General features: G+C 55.5%; 16 protein-coding genes and 1 pseudogene. 2 read left to right on the top strand and 15 right to left on the bottom strand.

Going from position 1 to position 17439, the window contains the following annotated elements:
* The 6 genes and pseudogenes from G485_RS0115345 to G485_RS29235 all read right to left on the bottom strand — a co-directional run.
* A pseudogene (locus tag G485_RS0115345) lies at positions 1-198 on the bottom strand (IS5/IS1182 family transposase); the annotation flags it as partial.
* Positions 199-486: 288 nt separating this feature from the next.
* Positions 487-1134, bottom strand: coding sequence for a hypothetical protein (locus tag G485_RS0115340; protein WP_027093279.1), 648 nt, complete (start codon positions 1132-1134; stop codon positions 487-489).
* Positions 1122-1559, bottom strand: coding sequence for a hypothetical protein (locus G485_RS0115335; RefSeq protein ID WP_156922383.1), 438 nt, complete (start codon positions 1557-1559; stop codon positions 1122-1124). Before G485_RS0115335 ends, G485_RS0115340 begins: the two co-directional genes overlap by 13 nt.
* Positions 1531-3744, bottom strand: a complete 2214-nt coding sequence (gene recD2 / locus G485_RS26770) for an SF1B family DNA helicase RecD2 (protein ID WP_051318325.1) — start codon at positions 3742-3744, stop codon at positions 1531-1533. Before recD2 ends, G485_RS0115335 begins: the two co-directional genes overlap by 29 nt.
* Positions 3741-4424: a transcription termination/antitermination NusG family protein gene (locus G485_RS0115325; protein ID WP_027093277.1), complete on the bottom strand. Its 684-nt coding sequence runs from the start codon at positions 4422-4424 to the stop codon at positions 3741-3743. Before G485_RS0115325 ends, recD2 begins: the two co-directional genes overlap by 4 nt.
* 383 nt (positions 4425-4807) lie before the next feature.
* Positions 4808-5038 carry a helix-turn-helix transcriptional regulator gene (locus G485_RS29235; protein ID WP_084423336.1) on the bottom strand — a complete coding sequence of 77 codons (231 nt, stop codon included), beginning with the start codon at positions 5036-5038 and terminating at the stop codon, positions 4808-4810.
* 171 nt (positions 5039-5209) lie between these two features.
* On the opposite strand from G485_RS29235, the gene G485_RS31540 reads away from it, so the two are divergent.
* Both G485_RS31540 and G485_RS28505 read left to right on the top strand, forming a co-directional pair.
* Positions 5210-6088 (top strand): S24 family peptidase, encoded by an 879-nt coding sequence (locus G485_RS31540; RefSeq protein ID WP_051318324.1) that lies wholly within the window; start codon positions 5210-5212, stop codon positions 6086-6088.
* 18 nt (positions 6089-6106) lie between these two features.
* Entirely contained in the window at positions 6107-7594 is a 1488-nt protein-coding gene (locus G485_RS28505) for a recombinase family protein (RefSeq protein ID WP_027093276.1), read from the top strand.
* 6 nt (positions 7595-7600) lie between these two features.
* On the opposite strand, the gene G485_RS26750 is transcribed toward G485_RS28505, so the two are convergent.
* From G485_RS26750 to G485_RS26735, 9 genes are all read right to left on the bottom strand, one after another.
* Positions 7601-8308, bottom strand: a complete 708-nt coding sequence (locus tag G485_RS26750; protein WP_051318323.1) for a ComF family protein — start codon at positions 8306-8308, stop codon at positions 7601-7603.
* Between the two features lie 2 nt (positions 8309-8310).
* A complete protein-coding gene (locus G485_RS0115305) occupies positions 8311-10386 on the bottom strand; it encodes a helicase-related protein (RefSeq protein WP_240489167.1) in 2076 nt (691 codons plus the stop codon).
* 85 nt (positions 10387-10471) lie between these two features.
* Complete coding sequence (locus G485_RS28500) at positions 10472-11110, bottom strand: coiled-coil domain-containing protein (protein ID WP_051318321.1); 639 nt, start codon at positions 11108-11110, stop codon at positions 10472-10474.
* A gap of 214 nt (positions 11111-11324) precedes the next feature.
* Entirely contained in the window at positions 11325-11702 is a 378-nt protein-coding gene (locus G485_RS26740) for a hypothetical protein (protein ID WP_051318320.1), read from the bottom strand.
* Positions 11703-11958: 256 nt separating this feature from the next.
* Positions 11959-12681: a response regulator gene (locus G485_RS0115285; protein ID WP_027093273.1), complete on the bottom strand. Its 723-nt coding sequence runs from the start codon at positions 12679-12681 to the stop codon at positions 11959-11961.
* Positions 12662-13849 carry a sensor histidine kinase gene (locus G485_RS0115280; RefSeq protein ID WP_027093272.1) on the bottom strand — a complete coding sequence of 396 codons (1188 nt, stop codon included), beginning with the start codon at positions 13847-13849 and terminating at the stop codon, positions 12662-12664. The genes G485_RS0115285 and G485_RS0115280 overlap by 20 nt, the downstream gene beginning before the upstream one ends.
* Before the next feature lie 161 nt (positions 13850-14010).
* Complete coding sequence (locus G485_RS0115275) at positions 14011-16704, bottom strand: stalk domain-containing protein (RefSeq protein ID WP_051318319.1); 2694 nt, start codon at positions 16702-16704, stop codon at positions 14011-14013.
* Between the two features lie 207 nt (positions 16705-16911).
* Entirely contained in the window at positions 16912-17049 is a 138-nt protein-coding gene (locus G485_RS29985) for a hypothetical protein (protein ID WP_156922381.1), read from the bottom strand.
* 79 nt (positions 17050-17128) lie between these two features.
* Positions 17129-17439: transposase (locus tag G485_RS26735; protein WP_156922379.1), on the bottom strand; the 311-nt coding region annotated here is incomplete at its 5' end.

Below are 17439 nucleotides of genomic sequence, written 5' to 3'. Positions count from 1 at the left end.
CATGCGCAGGCTGATCGTTTGCTGACCGCGGAAGGTGTCTTTGAAGAAACGACCGTATTTCTGTTCAGCCGCCGCCCACGGCACCAACTGTGCCAACTGAACCCAGCGATTCTCTTCATCCAGTTTTCCGCCGAAGGGAAGAAAGAAATCGCCAGGCAGGATCAATTGATTGTCGAGGTGTGCGGTCGGCTTGAACATTTTCGTCGCTCCATCTGCAAGGATTTTGGGCTGTTTTCCGAAGATTCCTTTGCATATGATTTCGACATACAAATCCCGAATTCCTTGTTATTATGCGATTTTTTACAGCTTTTCGGGGCGTTCAGCAAGCCCTATATAGAGTGAGAATAGGACGCCGCCAGCAAATTCCGAAACCCCTTGCAGGAAGCAGGAAGTCGGCGACAGGGGGTAGGCAAAAATTCGCCTATATGTAGGCAAAAAATTGCCTACCCCTTTTCGACACGTCCCCCTTTGAGGATATGGACTTTTTTATTTCCGTCTCTTCTTCTGATGTATGAGTCTCGCATATTCCGCGTTTGGTTCGTACTCCAGTTTCCACGGCAAATTGATCTTGTTACGTTTGATGTGATCGTACTGAATCACTTGCCTTGCCATCACGGCATTGACTTTATTCCGGTCACCGGCATAAGCGATTTCCGGGTTGACATACAGCGGCCGCTCCGTAATGACGCGACCATATTCTTTGATCTGAGATGGATCAACAAACTCGTATATGATCCCTTTTTCAATCAGTTTGTTGATCAATTCACGTGTATTACGGAGTTTTCGTTTAAGTAATTCCGCTATCTCAGTAACGGTACAAAAACGGTTTTGATCCGGATGGACGATGGCGTTTGTTCCAAGTTCCAGCAGCGACAAAAGATCAATCAGCAGCGCCTTCTCTGCGCCCGTCATGTATTCGTGCCGGGTTAAACAAAAGAAGTTCTCGCTGATGACTTGCGAGAACCAGGCGTTATTTTTTTGACGCCTGCGAATCAGCATGAAACTCCGCTCGTTCGCCCGGCGTTCGGCCCGCTCGGCCTCTTCCAATAAACCGTCGGCCCACGAATAATCTTGATTTCTGGCGCGAACTTCCGCCTCCCGTAGTCGGCGGCGGAGGGTTGTCAACCTCTCCATCGCCACACCCCCCGCCGTCTGCCCGGCATGAGCACCAAAGGCCACGCGGGTCCTTCTTTTCGCTGGCGCAGCTTCATGACTTCCTCAACCAACCACAATGGCACGTTTTCGGGATCGCCCACCACCATGATTTCGGGGTGGATGAAGATCCCTTTCTGGTTTCCCCCTTCAAACAAAATCGATTTCCGCAAAAGAGAACGCAGGAGGTCGCGAGTTCTTCTCTCCGACCTTTTCAGCTTCTTCGCAATCTCCCGGACTGACGTTGTTTTCAGCCGGTTTCCGGGTTCAGCCAGAATCGTGAGTTCCGTCAGGAAACTTGCCTCGGCCGACGTGAGAACCCTATTTTCAGTGATGTATCGAATGTTTTCGATGGCTATATTTGTGACTTGCGGTTCTTCATCCGTCGGCATAGCGATGACGGTCATGTGCATCATCACCTGCCTTCATAAGTGCCACAATCCGTTCCTTAAGCCGCGTATTGCGCCGCGCAACCTGGTTGTTTTGTATCGCGATTGCCAGCGCCTTCTTTGTGCCAATCATCACGCACAGCCGTTCCGCACGTGTCATGCCAGTGTAGACCAGGTTCCTCGCCAGCATTACATAATGGCTGGTCGAGACTGGCATAATGACGGCGGGGGCCTGGCTTCCCTGAGACTTATGGACGGTGACCGCGTACGCCAGCTGCACGTTTTTCAGATCATCCTGTGTATACACGATCCGCTGGCCGCCAAATTCGCAAACGAGAATCCGTTCGTCCGTTTCGCCGTCTTCGTCCCGCGCGAAACCAACTTCAAGGATCGTCCCTAAATCGCCGTTCATGATGCCTTTTTCGTAGTCGTTCTTGACCTGGATGATCTTATCGCCCTGCCGGTACGTCCTTTCGCCGATTGTCCATTCGGCTTTCTTGGCGGACGGTGGATTGACGATTGTCTGCAACCGTTTGTTCAGTTCATGCGTGCCGATCGGCCCCTTTTTCATGGGGCTGAGCACGAGAATGTCCTGCAAACCGTACCCTTTATCCAGAAGCCGGAGAATGCTCCGCTCGATCAACTGCGCGATCCTCTGTGGTTCCTCCTGCTCGATGAAGAAAAAGTCATCCTTTTCAGGATCGGCGACAATTGGCTTGCCTTGGTTGATCCGATGTGCATTGGTGACGATCTGGCTTTCCTGCGCCTGTCGGAAAATTTCCGTCAGGCGGACATGCGGAATACCGGCGTCAATCATATCGCGCAGGACGTTTCCAGGCCCGACAGACGGCAGCTGGTCGGCATCCCCGACCAGAACGACCTTTGTCCGCAGGCTGATTGCACGGAACAGATAATACGCAAGCTGAATGTCCGTCATCGACCATTCGTCCACGATGAGCAGGTCGTACGGCAACGGCAAATGCTCACCATATTCCGGCTCTTGCCCCGGCCGGAACCCGAGTAGCATATGGATTGTCTCTGCCGAAAGCCCGGTCACTTCGGACAGCCGCCGGCTCGCCCGTCCCGTCGGCGCAGCCAAGCCGATATGGGCTTTCGGATGCTGCCGCCGGTACAGCTCGATCATGGCTCGTACGGTTGTGGTCTTCCCGGTCCCGGGACCGCCGGTCAGAATCATGATTTGCCGCCTGAACATTTCCCGGATCGCATCCCGCTGACCCTCGGCCAAAATCATACGATGCTCCGCCTGGTACCGGCGGATCTCGTTTTCGATCACTGCGGAAGACACGGCTTCGCCACTCCGGCCTGCCATGTATGCCAGCTTCTGCGCCAGTTTGACTTCGTATATATTCACATGCTTCGGATAAACAGCGTCGCCTTCCCACACAACCCGATCATGGGCGGCCAGTTCCTCCAGCCCATGACGCACCGTATCCTCAGGAACAACACTTTTCCGGCCCAGGACCGACGTCACGTTACAGATCAATTCATCAACCGGCACGTAGCAATGTCCGCCGTTGTAACATGTTTCCGTCAGCACATACTGAATCGCCGCATCGATCCGGTATGGAGACGACGGGTTAATGCCCACCTTAGCCGCGATCTCATCCGCTGTGATAAAGCCAACCAGATCCAGTTCCGTGAGCTTGTAAGGATTCCTTTGCACGACTTCCACGGACTGACTGCCGTAATGCTTGTACACCTTTGCGACCATACTGGGCGATAAGCCATAAGGCAATAGAGCCATCATGACTTTTTGCAATTCAAAACTGCTTTTGATGCTTACTGCAATTTGCTCAGCGCGCTTCGTACCGATCCCCTTAATACCGATGAGGCACGACGCGCCTTCGTTCATGATCTTCTCCAGCGCCCGATCCCCAAGGTGCCGGACAATCAGTTTCGCCCGTTTCTTCCCGCAGCCTTTGACATATTTGGAGGAAAGGTAAGCAACGACCTGATCTCTCGTCTTTGGCATCGGACGCTCCCACCTGTCCACAGCAAACTGCTTGCCGTGCTTTGGATGCGTCCGCCACTCTCCCCGCACTGTGACAACTTCTCCTTTGTCCACGCCGTAAAGGGAACCAAGAATTTTAATTCTTTCGCCTTTTTCGGTTTCCATTAAGGCGATGGCGAAGTCTCCATTGCGGTGAAGAAAGTGGACAACCTTTCCGGTGTACTCCGTCAATTCAACATGACCTCCGACAGGGCGCCGAATAAACGTGGCATGAAAATATCGGGATTGCGGAGGATCGGTTGTTCAAGGTGGTTCATGGCTTTAAGGAACCCCAGGTATGGAACACGAATGACTTTGCGACCGTTTCTGACAAACGCCCTCATGCGTTCGGCAATACGTTTTATGCGGCTTTCAAGCGATTCAATTTGCTTCAGTTCTTGTTCGGCTTCTTTCTTTGCTTCGGGAGTTTCGGCGTCATTGTATGCGACGCACGCCGCGGCTTTTTCCGCTTCTTGATCCGGCACCGTGATTTCCACCTGATCCTGGGTTTCGAGGCGTTCAAACAGTTGCCGGAACGTTTCCGACCCGATGATTTGTCCGGCGTCCGCAAACAGTTTCAGAACACCGGGGACCCGGCGGATCAGGTGCCAAATCTCAGCTGACAGGTAAGCGGTATAGTTTTCGTCGTCCGCATGGTAGTTCATTTCAACGAATATGTAACCTGGAACAACCGGACGCTCTACTCGTTTGCCAAGTTTACCATTCAGCAGCTTGGTGGTCCCTTGCGTAAAAGCATGAACGGATTTTACCCACTTCTGGGCTTGTTCGTTCCGATCAAAAGCCCATTCCAAAAGCTTTTTGACCGCACTTTCTCGGCCTGTCATCACCTGTACCGCAAATGCCGCCCCCACTTTTGCTCCCCTCCTTCTGGTTTGTTCCGTCCAATCTCCAAATCCATGACTTGTTCTACTTTTTCCTGAACTGGGAGAAGGAACGGAAAGCTGTACAGCGAACACATTTTTTTCTTCCAGGCTAAGTGTGTTTTGGTATAATAGGAGTTACTATCCGTTTTCGCGGTGAAGTTCGCAAATATCGGTATTTGGCGTAGATCTAAGAAGTCGATGTAACTCGTCAGGTTATCAGAACTTATTTATCATGCAGGTTTTCGTTCGTTTGGTTTCTCTGCAGAAAGCCTGGTTTTCCACTTTGCTGCCCAAATCGCTACACGTTGATACAACTCAGGGTTGACTAATCTGATCTTGCCCTTGATATCCAATCTTTCCACCTTCCTCTCCTATGCTGATGACGCTTTCGTTTGAGAATCTTGGACTTTATTTACCAAAAAAAGATGGTTAACATCTTGTTCGAGTATTTCAGCCACCCTGAAAGCATCGGCCAACTTGGGGGTGGAGTAACCATTCTCCCAGTTGCTCACCGATGATTTTTTACAGTTAAGCAGTTCTGCCAGTTGTTCTTGAGTTAGCCCTTTTGCCTTTCTCGCTGAAATCAATGCTTCATTTTTCACTTCAATACCCCCGTCCAAAATCCAAAAATCTTGGTCTTATGTTTTCAGTATAAGTCCAAACAATTTGGATGTCAACTCTTTTGTTTGATTTTCTTGAACTTTATTCCATTTGTTTAAGGAATGACGTACAATAAATTTGAACTACACTAATGTTTATTGAGGAGCATCGTTATGTTTCCCGAACGCCTTAGACAAGCAAGAAAAGAGGCCAGATTAACTCAATCAGAACTGGCTTCTCGGGTTAAAACTAAAAAGACGACCATTTCCAATTATGAGACTGGGTATAGCACACCGTCACAAGAAATGCTTTCTGATTTAGCTGACGTCTTAGGCAAATCTACTGACTGGCTCCTTGGTCGTAGTGATGATCCATCTCCCATCTCCGCAGCCAATAAAGCCGAGCAAAGGCCAAGAGTAGCAGAGCAAACGACAGATTATGAAACCAAACTTCCTCCTGATCTGCTCCAGCTCATAGAAACCGCAAAGAAACTTCCGCCCGAGGAGCGAAAGGCGCTTAACGAATATTTAAAAGTCCGCTTATCTTTCACGAATGAAATTTCTGCCGCCAGAGAGATCACGGAAGCGAAGAGGTTTAGTTTGGTTGCGGAAACGAATTTGGATTATGTCACAAAAGGAAGAGAGTACATCTACGAAATTCCGCTTGTAGGAGCTTCCGCCGCGGGCACACCAATGACTGTAATAGGATACTACGAGGGCAACTTCAGGGTGCCTGAGAATTGGGGTGACTTTGCGCTGAGGGTAAAAGGGGATAGCATGGAACCGCTTATCCCGGATAACGGATTTGTATTTGTTCGTCAGCAGGAAACAATCAGCAATAACGAAATCGCCTTAATTAAAGTGCTAGGAAACCTGGAGGATGAAGTCACCATAAAACGTATCCAATACAGGAACAATAAATTCCAACTGCTCTCCGAAAATCCTCAGTATGCGCCGATAGAATATCAACCTGAAAAGATCAAAATTTTAGGGAAAGTGATGAAATGGCTTTCTGCTGGAGAAGGAAACCAATATTTGAAAGAACACATATAATTAATAGGTGAACGTTGAATGAAAGCTGTAATCTACAAACGCGTTTCTGTCCTCAAAAATTCCGTCGATGGGACGAGCCTTGACGTACAGCAAGAACGCTTGGAAGCCTACGCCAAGGCCCAAGGTTGGGAGGTAGTTGAAGTCTATGAAGATGCCGGGATCTCAGCCAAGGATACGAACCGGCCAGAACTCCAACGTATGTTGAAAGATGCAAAAAAAGGAAAATTCGACGTTATTCTGGTGTACAAACTCGACCGACTTTCCCGCTCTGTCTCCGACTTTCACCAACTGACCAATTTTTTGGATCAGCATAAGGTCGCTTTGGTTTCAGTCACGCAGCATCTTGATACCTCGTCCCCAACTGGGCGGCTGCTTCGAAATATCCTAGTGGATTTTGCCAATTTCGAGCGTGAACTTATTACGGAGCGCATCCTTGATAGCAAGACGCATCGGGCAATGGAGGGGAAATGGAACGGCGGGCATGCGCCATATGGATACAAATTGGTCAATAAGAAGCCGCAGATTGTTCCTGAAGAGGCGGAGAAGGTCAAAAAAGTTTACGAACTCTATTTGACTAGCCAAAAAAGCATGCGTCAGATCGCCAGAGAAACAGGGATTTCTTTCTCCCAGGTGGAACTGATCCTCATGAATCCTATCTATGCCGGCAAACTCGCCTGGGGAAAAACCAAAAACAAAGATCATAAGGGAATGTTTCGCAGACTCAAAATTGAAGATTGGATCATGGTGGATGGCGAACACGAAGCAATCATTACTTTTGATGATTGGTTGCGGGTTCAAGAAATCAAAAAAGCGAAAAACCGGATTCCGGGTGATCGGAACGATAATCAACTCTTTAAGAATCTCTGTTTTTGCGGTAATTGCGGACGAAAACTTCATTTTTTTGTCAATCAAAAGCCATATTCTTATTACCGTTGTCATGATGTGAATCGGTTTGAGGGATGCAAAGGAATTTCTGTCCGGCAAGAAGAACTGGAGGAAAAGGTCGTTCGTAAAATTAACGATCTGTTGTCAGATACTGAATTCTGGCATCAGGTGCAACAAAATATTGAGGAGTCAATTAAGGATCGACAGAAGGAAAAACGGCTCCTACAAACCCAAAAGCAACTTTCTCAGGTGGAAGAAAGAATCCGGCGTCTGGTCGATCAAATGGCTGACAGCGATATCGCTCATCTGATCAAACCTAAGTTGCTGAAACTTGAGGCGGAACGAAAGGAATTGCAACGGGAGATTGCCGCGGCAGAAACCGAACACGAGGAACAAAATGAAAACCCCCAATTTGCTAATGAATTGATGAATGACTTAATTTCGAACTGGAAGCAACTCACTCACGGAGAAAAGGCAGAGGGAATTCACCTGCTTGTGAAAGCATTGATCTGTTATAATGATCGGGTTCAGATTGAGTGGACGGACAAAGCTCTACCAAAAACGGAATTTCGACTTCATCGGAGATATAGAAACGGTTTAATTGCCGAGCTTTGTTATTGAAACTGACTATGTTGTGGTATAGATATCGTCCACGAGCAGGATGGCCGTAGGAGCGGAGCGATCCGACCGCGAGGGAAAAGGAGGAGAACCTCCCGGCGGCCCCTGTTCGGAGGAGACGGCAAAATTGCCCTTCATATCCTCCAGCCGGTCGCGGCGGCCTTTGCGGCTCTGCTTCTCCGTGTTCCGTACGCGCCTTAGCAAGGAACGGTACGGCAGCCGATACCATTTTGCGATTCGAAGAGCCAGCCTTTCGGCCTGATTAAACCCGCGCTCTTCGAGCCTTCCTTCCGCAAGGGGCACCGCCGTCACCCAATCGAAGCCGCCGGCCGTTCGAAGCAGCGGCTCCACCGCCGCGGCCAGCATCGAAGCCATGACCGGCTCCAGCTTCTCGAGCCCCCGGTACTTATACAACGCCAGCCACTCCTTCATCGCCTCGTCGTACCGGACGGCGCCGCGGCAGCGCGCGAAATGCCGGTTCCGTCTCCGAAGGCAGTCGCCGCAGCGCTCCGGTCTGCCGCAAATCGGACAAGCCGTCGAGACGATCCAGGGGATGCGTCCCAAGCAATCTGCGCACAACGCTTGCAGCGCTTGTCTGGGAGCGGCATGACGAACGGGAAAGAAGGCGTCCGATGGCCGGCGTTTGTCTTTGCCGCAGACCGGGCAGCATTCGGCGCTTGCCGCGAACAGCCCGTGCAAAACATCAAGCCATCCCATCGTCAGGCATCCTCCTTCCGGACAAGGTAGCCACGCCGGCGGGCGATTCGGTTCATGCCGCGAATTTGCGCGCCTGCTCCTTGCTGGGACCTTGTCAGATGCGACGAACAGAAGTAAACGCCGCCGGCGGGATCGTCCGCGGAACGCCCGGCTCTGCCTGCCATCTGCACGAGTGCGGCCTCGTCGAACAACGGCTGCTGGGCGTCGAGTATGAACACGTCGCTCCGCGGAATGGTGACCCCCCGCTCCAGTATCGTCGTTGTCACCAGAATGCGGATGGCGGCTTTGCGGAACGCGACGACTTTATCCGCCCGTTCCGGATCGACGGACGAAGTGCCGTCAATCGCTTGCGGCGGAATCCGAAACCGGTTCGCGTATCCTCTTAACAACTCCACCATCGGCCGAACGTGTTTGATGTACGGTACGAAGACGAACAGCTGCGCTCCCCTCTCGACAGACAGGCTTAGCTGACGGCTTAGCGCCTGCGGAAGCTTGCCCTTGCCGATCCAGCGATGAAGCGGCGCAACTTGGATTCGCCGGGGCACGGGAAGCGGATGGCGATGATAGCGGACGGGAACCTTCGCGCAGGGCAGCGCGCCCCGTCTGGCCGCCCGCTGCATGGACGCGGGAGGCGTGGCGCTTAGCAGAACGGTTGTCCCTTGGCGGTTGCGGGACTTGGCGGCGGCATAATGAAGCATGGGATCGTTATGATAGGGAAAAGCGTCCAGCTCGTCGATCAGCACGAGATCGAACGCCTCCTGGAAGCGCAGAAGCTGATGCGTCGTCGCCAGCGTCAAGGCGGCGTTCTCCCAGCGATCCTCGCTTCCTCCGTACAAGACGGCTCGGGAGTACCCGGGGAAAGCCTTCGCCAGCCGAGGTGCCAGCTCCAGCACGACATCCTTCCGGGGCGTCGTCACCAGCGCTCGTCCGCCGCCGCTCAGAACGGTATCCAACAAGGGGAAAATCATCTCCGTCTTGCCCGCACCGGTCACTGCCCAGAGCAGAAAGCTTCGGTCAAAGGCGGGCCGTTGCGAGAAAAAGCGGGCAAGGGGCGCGCGGTACGGAAGGTTCCCGAACAGCCGCGCCGCTCGAGCCAGGATGGGGAGACGCGCAGCCGGACCGCCCGCTTCCCCGCGCAGGAAGCGCACGGCGGCAGCCGAAGCGTCCCGCTGCGCCGGGCTCAACCCCCAGCGGTCCAGGGACACGCGGGGGGCCTGCGCCTTCGGCTGCTCGCGAGGCGATGCGCCGAGCACGAGCAGCCCGCACTCGCGGCTGCGGCCGAGCGTGGCGCACGCCTCGCACACGGCGCAGCCGCTTCGCCCGCACGAGGCGCACGCCGTGCGGCGCATACGCGCTTCGCCGCTGCCGCAGCGCCGGCAGCGCAACCCCTGGCGGCGCCGCGCCCCACGCGCATGCGGGGCGGCCGCCGCCGGCTCCAGCGCGGCCGCCAGGCGCACGGCGCCGCGCAAAGCCGCTAGCTGCAGCGCGCGAAGCATCGCGGGCGCGCGCTGCAGCTCCGGCTCGTCGGCCGCCAGCACGGCGGCGGCCTCCTCGCGCAGCAGCGAGCGGCCCTGCAGGCGCTCGCCCGCCAGCCGCGCCCACCGCTCGAGCGCCTCCGCGTCGGCGGCCCCCATCCCGGCTCCGCCAACGCCAAGCGCCGCCGCCTCCACAACCCAAAGCACCTTGCGACCATCGCTCACTCCTTCGCGCGACGCCTTTAGCCTAGCGCTCCATCCTTTACGCAGTTGCTCTCGCCCATCGCCCACACTTTCGCGCCGCCATCCCCGCCTCTCGTCGCCCGCTGCCCAAACCCGCTCAACGGTTCGAAGCAGCTCCCGAAAGACCATCTCCTTCGTCCACTCCTGCGGCCTCCCCTCCCGTAGCGACGACGCCAGGGTGGCGCAAACCGCCTCCGCCATTCCCAGCGGCAGTTCCTCCCGTAGCCGCCACAAGCTTCTCGCCTTCCCGCTCCAGTAAGCGGCATCCGCTTCCCAAGCGATAGAGAAAAGCGCCTGCCAACCCTTATTCGTCTCCACCGCATAAACGACCGCCTTCACTTCCCTCTTCGCCCCCTTCAAGGAAAAATCTCCGTCCGCACACAAAAAAGCACGCTCAGCGGCCGTTTCCAGCGACGCGAGCGTGCTTCACCCGATTGTGCTTCTATTATTGCTGTTGCGTCTCCAATTGCGCGATTCGGGCGACCGCCAACTCCAGATCGTGATCTCTCATGCGGTCGCGCTTGTCCCAATATTGAAAAAGCGCCTCGGTCTTGTCCCGAAACAGGGACAATCCTTTCTCGGTTGCGCTGGCCACTCCGTAAAGCCGGTGAACATCCATGGAGAGCGCTTCGAGCTTCGCATCCGTCTCCTCCTGACGGTCCCGAATGGCAATGCCGATCAGATGCAGCTCTTTGCGGCCCTCCTCCAACGAACTCACCTTTGCATGCAATTGCTGCTGTTGCTCCTCGAGCCTGCCCACTTTCACGTGCAACTCCCGCTGCTGCTCCTCGAGCCTGCCCACTTTCACGTGCAACTCCCGCTGCTGCTCCTCGAGCCTGCCTACCCTCACGTTCAGTTCCCGCTGTTGCTCCTCCAGCTTGCCCACCTTCACGTGCAGCTCCTGCTGCTGCTCTTCCAGCCTGTCCATACGGTTCTCCAGCCTGTCCATACGGTTCTCCAGCCTGTCCATACGGTTCTCCAGCCTGTCCATATGGCTTGCCAAACCGTCCATGCGAGACTCCAGCCCGTCCAAGCGAACCTCAATGCCATCGAGCTTGCTCAATATTAAATCCAGCTTGTCCAATCCTTCTCCCCCTCTCACCCAAGCTTCCGCAGCGCGCCGTACCCGTTGAATAACAAAAAAGCACACCGCACCGCATAGAGCGTCCAACGACGATATACGAGGTGTGCTTCACCGACCGATCATCTTATTTTTATTATAAGCCGCGCGCATGCTGCAAATCAATTCCCCGTTTGATCCTATCCGCATGCTATTCATCGCGAAATGCGGGCATGCTTCAAATCGGCAGCCGCTCCAAATCCTCCGTCTTCGACAGCTCCACCCATACGAGCCGCGAAACGTCCGCTCTCCACCTTTCACGGCCGTTCACGGCGTCCTCCCACTCGATGCCGGCGCCGGAACGGGCCAGCTTCCGCACGATCGGTCCGGTCTCGTCCGAAGAATCCTGGAGCAGAACCGTTATTTGAATATCCGTCCCGGTTCTCCGGGAATACATTTGCAAAGCCCGCATATACCATTCGATCTGCGACTGGTGATTGTTGGCCACAAGCACGTAATGGCGCTGCGCCGCTTCGTTCCGATGCCGGGCGACCCAATGGGCGTACAGGACGGCGCAAGCGTAGACGGCCGCCACGCACAACAATTCGGCAAGCACGAAGGCCACCTCCCCCGACGATTCGCGTTCAAACGACGAATGCGTCTGCTGTTGTGACACTATATGCCGCCGGCAAGGCGATCGTTCCGGTATCCGCCTGTCCTGCCCGCCCCCTGGAGCATCTCCCTATTTTCCGCGATCCCGCCCTCTTCCGTCTGCGCCACAGGCATATCCCGCCCCCAAAAAACAAGCGGCCCCAACCCGCCTCCAAAGGCGACCGGGAACCGCAATACTGTCATTACTAGTATGTACTTCCTTAAAGCGTAACCCATCCGTACTTGATCGAATTGATGACCGCTTGCGTGCGATCGTCCACTTCCATCTTCTGCAGGATGCTGCTGACGTGATTTTTGACCGTCTTCTCGCTGATGAACAGGTGCTCTCCGATCGTCTTGTTGCTCTTGCCCTCGGCCATCAGGCGCAGCACTTCCGCTTCCCGGCGCGTAAGGGGATTGTTGCCGTTCGGGATCAGCTTCGTGACCGTCTCGCGGCTCGCCGCGGCGCCGGAGGCCGCTCCGATCTCGTCCAGATACGTCATCCGCCGCAGCTGGTTGATCAGCTTGCCCGTCACCTTCGGATGAATGTAGGCGTGGCCGATCGCAACCGTCCGGATGGCGTTGATGAGCGCTTCGGCCTCCATGTCCTTCAACAGATAGCCCGAAGCTCCCTTGCGCAGCGTCTCGAACACGTAGCTCTCATCGTCGTGAATGGAGAGGATGATGACCTTGATCTCCGGGAAAATATCGCGAAGCCGCTCGGTCGCCACAACGCCGTTCTCCGTCGGCATGTTGATGTCGAGCAGGACGACGTCCGGCTTGATCCGGTTGCAGAACTCCAGCACCTGAATGCCGTCGCCGCATTCCCCGATGACCTCCAGGTCGGACTCCATATTTAGAATACGTTTTAATCCTTCTCGAAAAAGCTGATGATCGTCGGCCAGAAGCACTTTGATCTTACGGTTAGGCGTTTTGTTCTCCATAATCCCCCAACTCCTTTCGCAGCTCAGCGTTAATAGGAACCCGTATGGTAATCACAGTTCCTTGTCCGACGCCCGATTCGAACCCGATCGTCCCCTGCAGCAGCTCCACTCGTTCCCTCATGCCGATCAACCCGAATTTGGCGTGCTTCTTCGCCTGCTGTTCCACGGCCTCCACTTGGAAGCCGACCCCGTTGTCCCGGATGACAAGCTGAATCGTCTCTTCCAGAAAACTGATCTCCAGAGAGACAAACGTCGCTTCGGCATGCTTGTGCACGTTGTTAAACGCTTCTTGAACGAGTCTGAACATGGCCGCTTCCAGGGCCGACGTCATCCGCTTCTCCTTGCCGATCGCCTCGAACCTGGCATGAATCGAAGTCCGCTCTTCGAAATCCTGCACAAATTTGCGAAGGGTCGGAACGAGACCGAGGTCGTCCAAGGCCATAGGCCGGAGGTTGAAAATAATTTTGCGGATTTCACCGAGGTCGAGCCGGAGTTGCGTCTTCAAATCAATTAATTCGTTGCGAACGACCTCCAATTCCTGCGTGCCCAGCATTCTCTCCGCAATTTCCGCCCGCAGCACCAGGTTCGCGAGCGATTGCGCCGGGCCGTCGTGTATTTCCCGCGCGATCCTCTTCCGCTCGTCCTCTTGCGCCAGGATGATCTTGAGTCCGATCATCTGGCGGTTTTTGGTCGATTCGAGAATCCGGGTCACCTGAGTCAAGTCCCCCGACAAATAATCGAGTACGACATTCATCTGGGAACCGATCGACTCCGCCCGCTCGATCGAGCGCTCGACATTCCGCGCGCGGTTCTGAAGGTCATCGCGGCGGGCCTTGAGGTAGCTCTCCTTCTCCCGGTAAACCATCAGATCGAGCTGATAGTTCGTCGCTTTCTCATAGGCCGCCTTAATGTCCTTCTCGGAATATCGAACGAAGTCGCGGCTGACTTCGGTGAGGCGAATTCGCGCCAAGCGGTAGTCCCTTTCGAGCTGATCCACTTTCTCGATCGTCTCGCTCGTCTCCTGCAGGACCTTGTCCAGTTCCCGGGTCAGCGACAGGAGTTCCCGGCGCGCCGCTTCGCAAATCTCGTAAACTTGCATTTTGCTGTCTTCCATGACCTTAACGGCATTCTGGATAACGCGATCGATCTCATCCACACGATAATCCACGCGTACGCTTCTCCTTCTCCCAAGCGAGGGCCGTGCTCGCGACCGCATGCCCGGCTTCCATTATCCGCCTTATAGGCCTTCAAATGGAGCCCGGGGCATGCTTCCATCATAACATATTTGTTCGCCCAATGTATCCGGGCTCGGGACTATTGAAGGAAAGATTAGTAGATTGTAATCGTTTTGGTCTTCGCCTCCCAGACGACCGTCAGACCCAGTTGCTCGGATACGACCCGCAGCGGCACGAGCACACGCCCGTTGCGCACGATCGGCGCCGCAGGGGCGGGGACGCGGACGCCCGTGGCGATCATATCATCTCTTCCCGGCCACAGCTCCAGCATTTTGTCGCCCCGCAGCACGGTCACCCGCTTGGCGGTGGGCTCCCATACGATATCGCCGCCCAGCGCGTCGGAGACGAAGCGAAGCGGCAGGTAAGTCGTGCCGTTCTGCACGAACGGGGCCGTGTCCATCTGCGTCGCCTTGCCGCTTATTTTCGCCGATTTGCTGCCGACCTGCAGGACAACGCTCGTCTTGTTGGGCGCAACCGTCTTCGGCGGATATTGCAGCGACAGATTGTCGAAGGCGACCTCTCCTTGCAGCGCGCGTTCGTCCTGATCCTGAGCGAGATCGACGACGTACAGCTTCGTCAGCTTCGCCGGATACGTCAAGCCGGCCGCGGACAGATCGACGCGCAGCGTCTTCCAGCCCGACCAATCGATCGGATCGGCGAGCGTCACGTAGACACTCTTGCCCTTCGCGTCCTTGAATTCGGCGCGCAGCCAGTTGCCGCTGTTGTCGCCCGACACGTCGAGCGTCAGCGCGCTCGGATTGCCGTCGACCGCAATGCCGTTGCCGCCGTTGAGCACGGCGTAGGCGAACCGGTCGCCGGTGCCGCTGGTGAAGTCGTAAGCCAGGTCGAGCACCTTCGACGTCTCGCGGCCCGGCAGCCCGGAGACGATCGAAGCCGTGCCTTGCGTCTCGGCCGGCAGTCCGGTGAAACCGATGTTGTAACCGACGCTCTCGAAATCTTCCAGCTTCTTCTCGGTGCCCGGCGCCAGCACGATCATCGACGAGAAGCCGTCGTAGCGGGCGATGGCGTAGCCGACCGTCGCGTTCTTGTTGATGCTGGCGACCGTAATCTTGCCGTCGCTGGCGTTCGCGGTAAACCCTTTGAATTCCCACTTGATGGACGACGCAGGAACGGCCAGCTCCCTCCCGTCTTTAAGCCGCGCTTTCACGGGCACGGAAATGGTGGAGCCTTCCGCCAGCAGCGTCGTGCTCGGCGAGATCGTGAGCTGATCGATCTGATCTCCTCCGACCACCTCGATATCGACGGAATTGCTGGCGCTGCCCGCTTTGACCGTCAGCTTGGCCGTCCCGGCCTTCGAAGCCGTGAACACGCCGTCCTTGAACGAACCGATCGCCGAGCTGACGCTCCATTGCGGCGTTAACCCGCTCGGATCGATCGGATTGTAGTACGTATCGTAAGCTTTGAGCGAGTAGGCAGCCTGCTGGCCGATAAAAAGCGTCTTGGAGCCGCTGGCCACGATGCCCTTGATCGTTCCTTGCGGCGCGGTCGTGTAGACGCCGATGCCGTTCGCCACCAAGCGTTGCGTCGTCCCGTAAGACGTCGGATGGGCAAGCGAGACGTTGAAATCCCCGAGCGGACGCGTCACCATCGTCGTCGAACCGCCGCCGTCCATGTTGACGCCTTTCCACACGCCGAGCTGAATCATAATTTGCTGCAACTCTTTCAGGGTGACACCCTTCAGACCGCCGTTCTCTTCGACCGTGATCAGATAAACCGTCTTCCCGTCCTTGGAATAGCCCACGGCGGTCCGGGCGCGGTCGGCCGATCCGCTCAGCCCGCTGACATCCCGCGAGAACGCGGTCGCCGCTCCTCCGTCAACGAGAATCGTATGGCCGCTCACCATCATCTGGAACGAGGACGGGTCGTAAGTCTTCCCGTTCGTCAGCGAAGTCAGCGTATAGCTGGTCTCCACCTTCTGGCCCACGGCCAAATGCGTCCGAATAAAGTCCGCGGCCGACTTGTGCCCGCGAAGAATATAACCGTTCTCCGGAACCGGCGTCGTAATCTCCTTCCCGTCGGACACTTCCGTTACGACGCCGTCCACGACAAGCGCCTCCGTCGGCGTCGTGCCGCTGTTCATCGGACGCTGCGATGCGGTCCAGTTGTCCGTATAAACATACATCGCGTCGACATGGCTGTACGCATTGTCGGGCTCGGTCTTGTAGGCGCTCTTGTTCACGCCCGCGAGCTTAAACGTTGCGCCGTCCTCGGCCGTGACGGATCCGCTGAACGTAAACCGGTCGATCAACGGCATCTTGTCCTTCGTGACGCCGAACGCGTACATGCCGGTCAGTTGGGACGGGCTCGTCAGCAGCTCGCCGGAACGAATCTCCGCGCCGAGCGGAGCGCCTTCGCTGCTTGAAGACGTGTTGAACACGTCGCCGTTAATGCCGGCCACCGCGCCCGTCTCCTTCGCCATCGCCCCGACGGATTGGCGCGCCGTCACGCTGCCCCCCTTACCGCTCATCGCGTTAAGCTGCACGTACGGGTTCGTCAGATCGATCTGCAGCACATGCACGAGCTCCGTCGTCTTCGTCTTGTCGGACGGCACCCACTGATAGTCCACCTGCTTGGCGCCGGAGGTGACCATCGTCTCCCCCTGCTTCACCAGCTTGTACGTCACGGACGCCGTCGCCGCAGCGGCAACCGGCGGCTGCGCAAGCGGCCACCCCGTCCCCGCGAACGAGCCGAACACCACGCTTCCCGCGATAATCGGCACCACACACTTCCGGCAGAAACGGTTCAACGTATGAAATTTTCGAGTCATCATTGCTCTCCCATTGTTTATGTATTGTCGGAGTCGATGGGAGTTCTCTCCCAGATGTTCCTATTAACATAGACTCAAAAACGGTCAAAAAGTTACATGGGGCTTCAAATTCTATGAAATTTTTCATTTAGGAGAGATTGAAAAAGCTATCCCTCCAGAGAGCCATGCTCTCTATTGGAATAGCTTTCTTGTCTCATAGGTTTAGGATCATCCGAGATATTGCTCTGCCAGTTTGCGATAGTAGTCCAGTTCGGCATTGTAAGTATCGCGGTACCCCTGCAGCGTCGATTGAATGACATCGTCGCTGACATTGATGGCTTTCAGCTTGGATTGCGTGCTGCTCATAATGGATTCGAAGCTTGCCTGGCAGGAACTCAGCTTCTTCGTCGCTTGATCCTTTAATTCGGGCTTGCTGAACGATTGTTTAGCAGAAATTCAGGGCAGGGCGACGGCGGAACAGGAAGGCGAAAATAAGGCAAAAAAGAACGCGGAGCCTGCGCTCCAGGTTCATCACCAGCAGTTGCAGCGTGATGGCGGACAGGCTGGTCTGCGCGAGACGCGCTCGAATACGGCCAAGCCCGTACTTGCGCTTGCCTTCTCCGAATTTGCCTTCGATGGCATTTCGTTCACCGGCATCCCGTTTGTCCTGATTTTGCTGTTCGCGAGTCGGACCGTCCTTCGGTGGTCTTCCCAAAGCCGGGCCGCTGAGCCGGATGCCATGCTGCTTGCAGAAGT

This window comes from Cohnella thermotolerans DSM 17683, assembly GCF_000429825.1.
GTDB classification, from domain to species: Bacteria; Bacillota; Bacilli; order Paenibacillales; family Paenibacillaceae; genus Cohnella; species Cohnella thermotolerans.
This window is presented reverse-complemented; position numbering and strand designations above follow the sequence as displayed.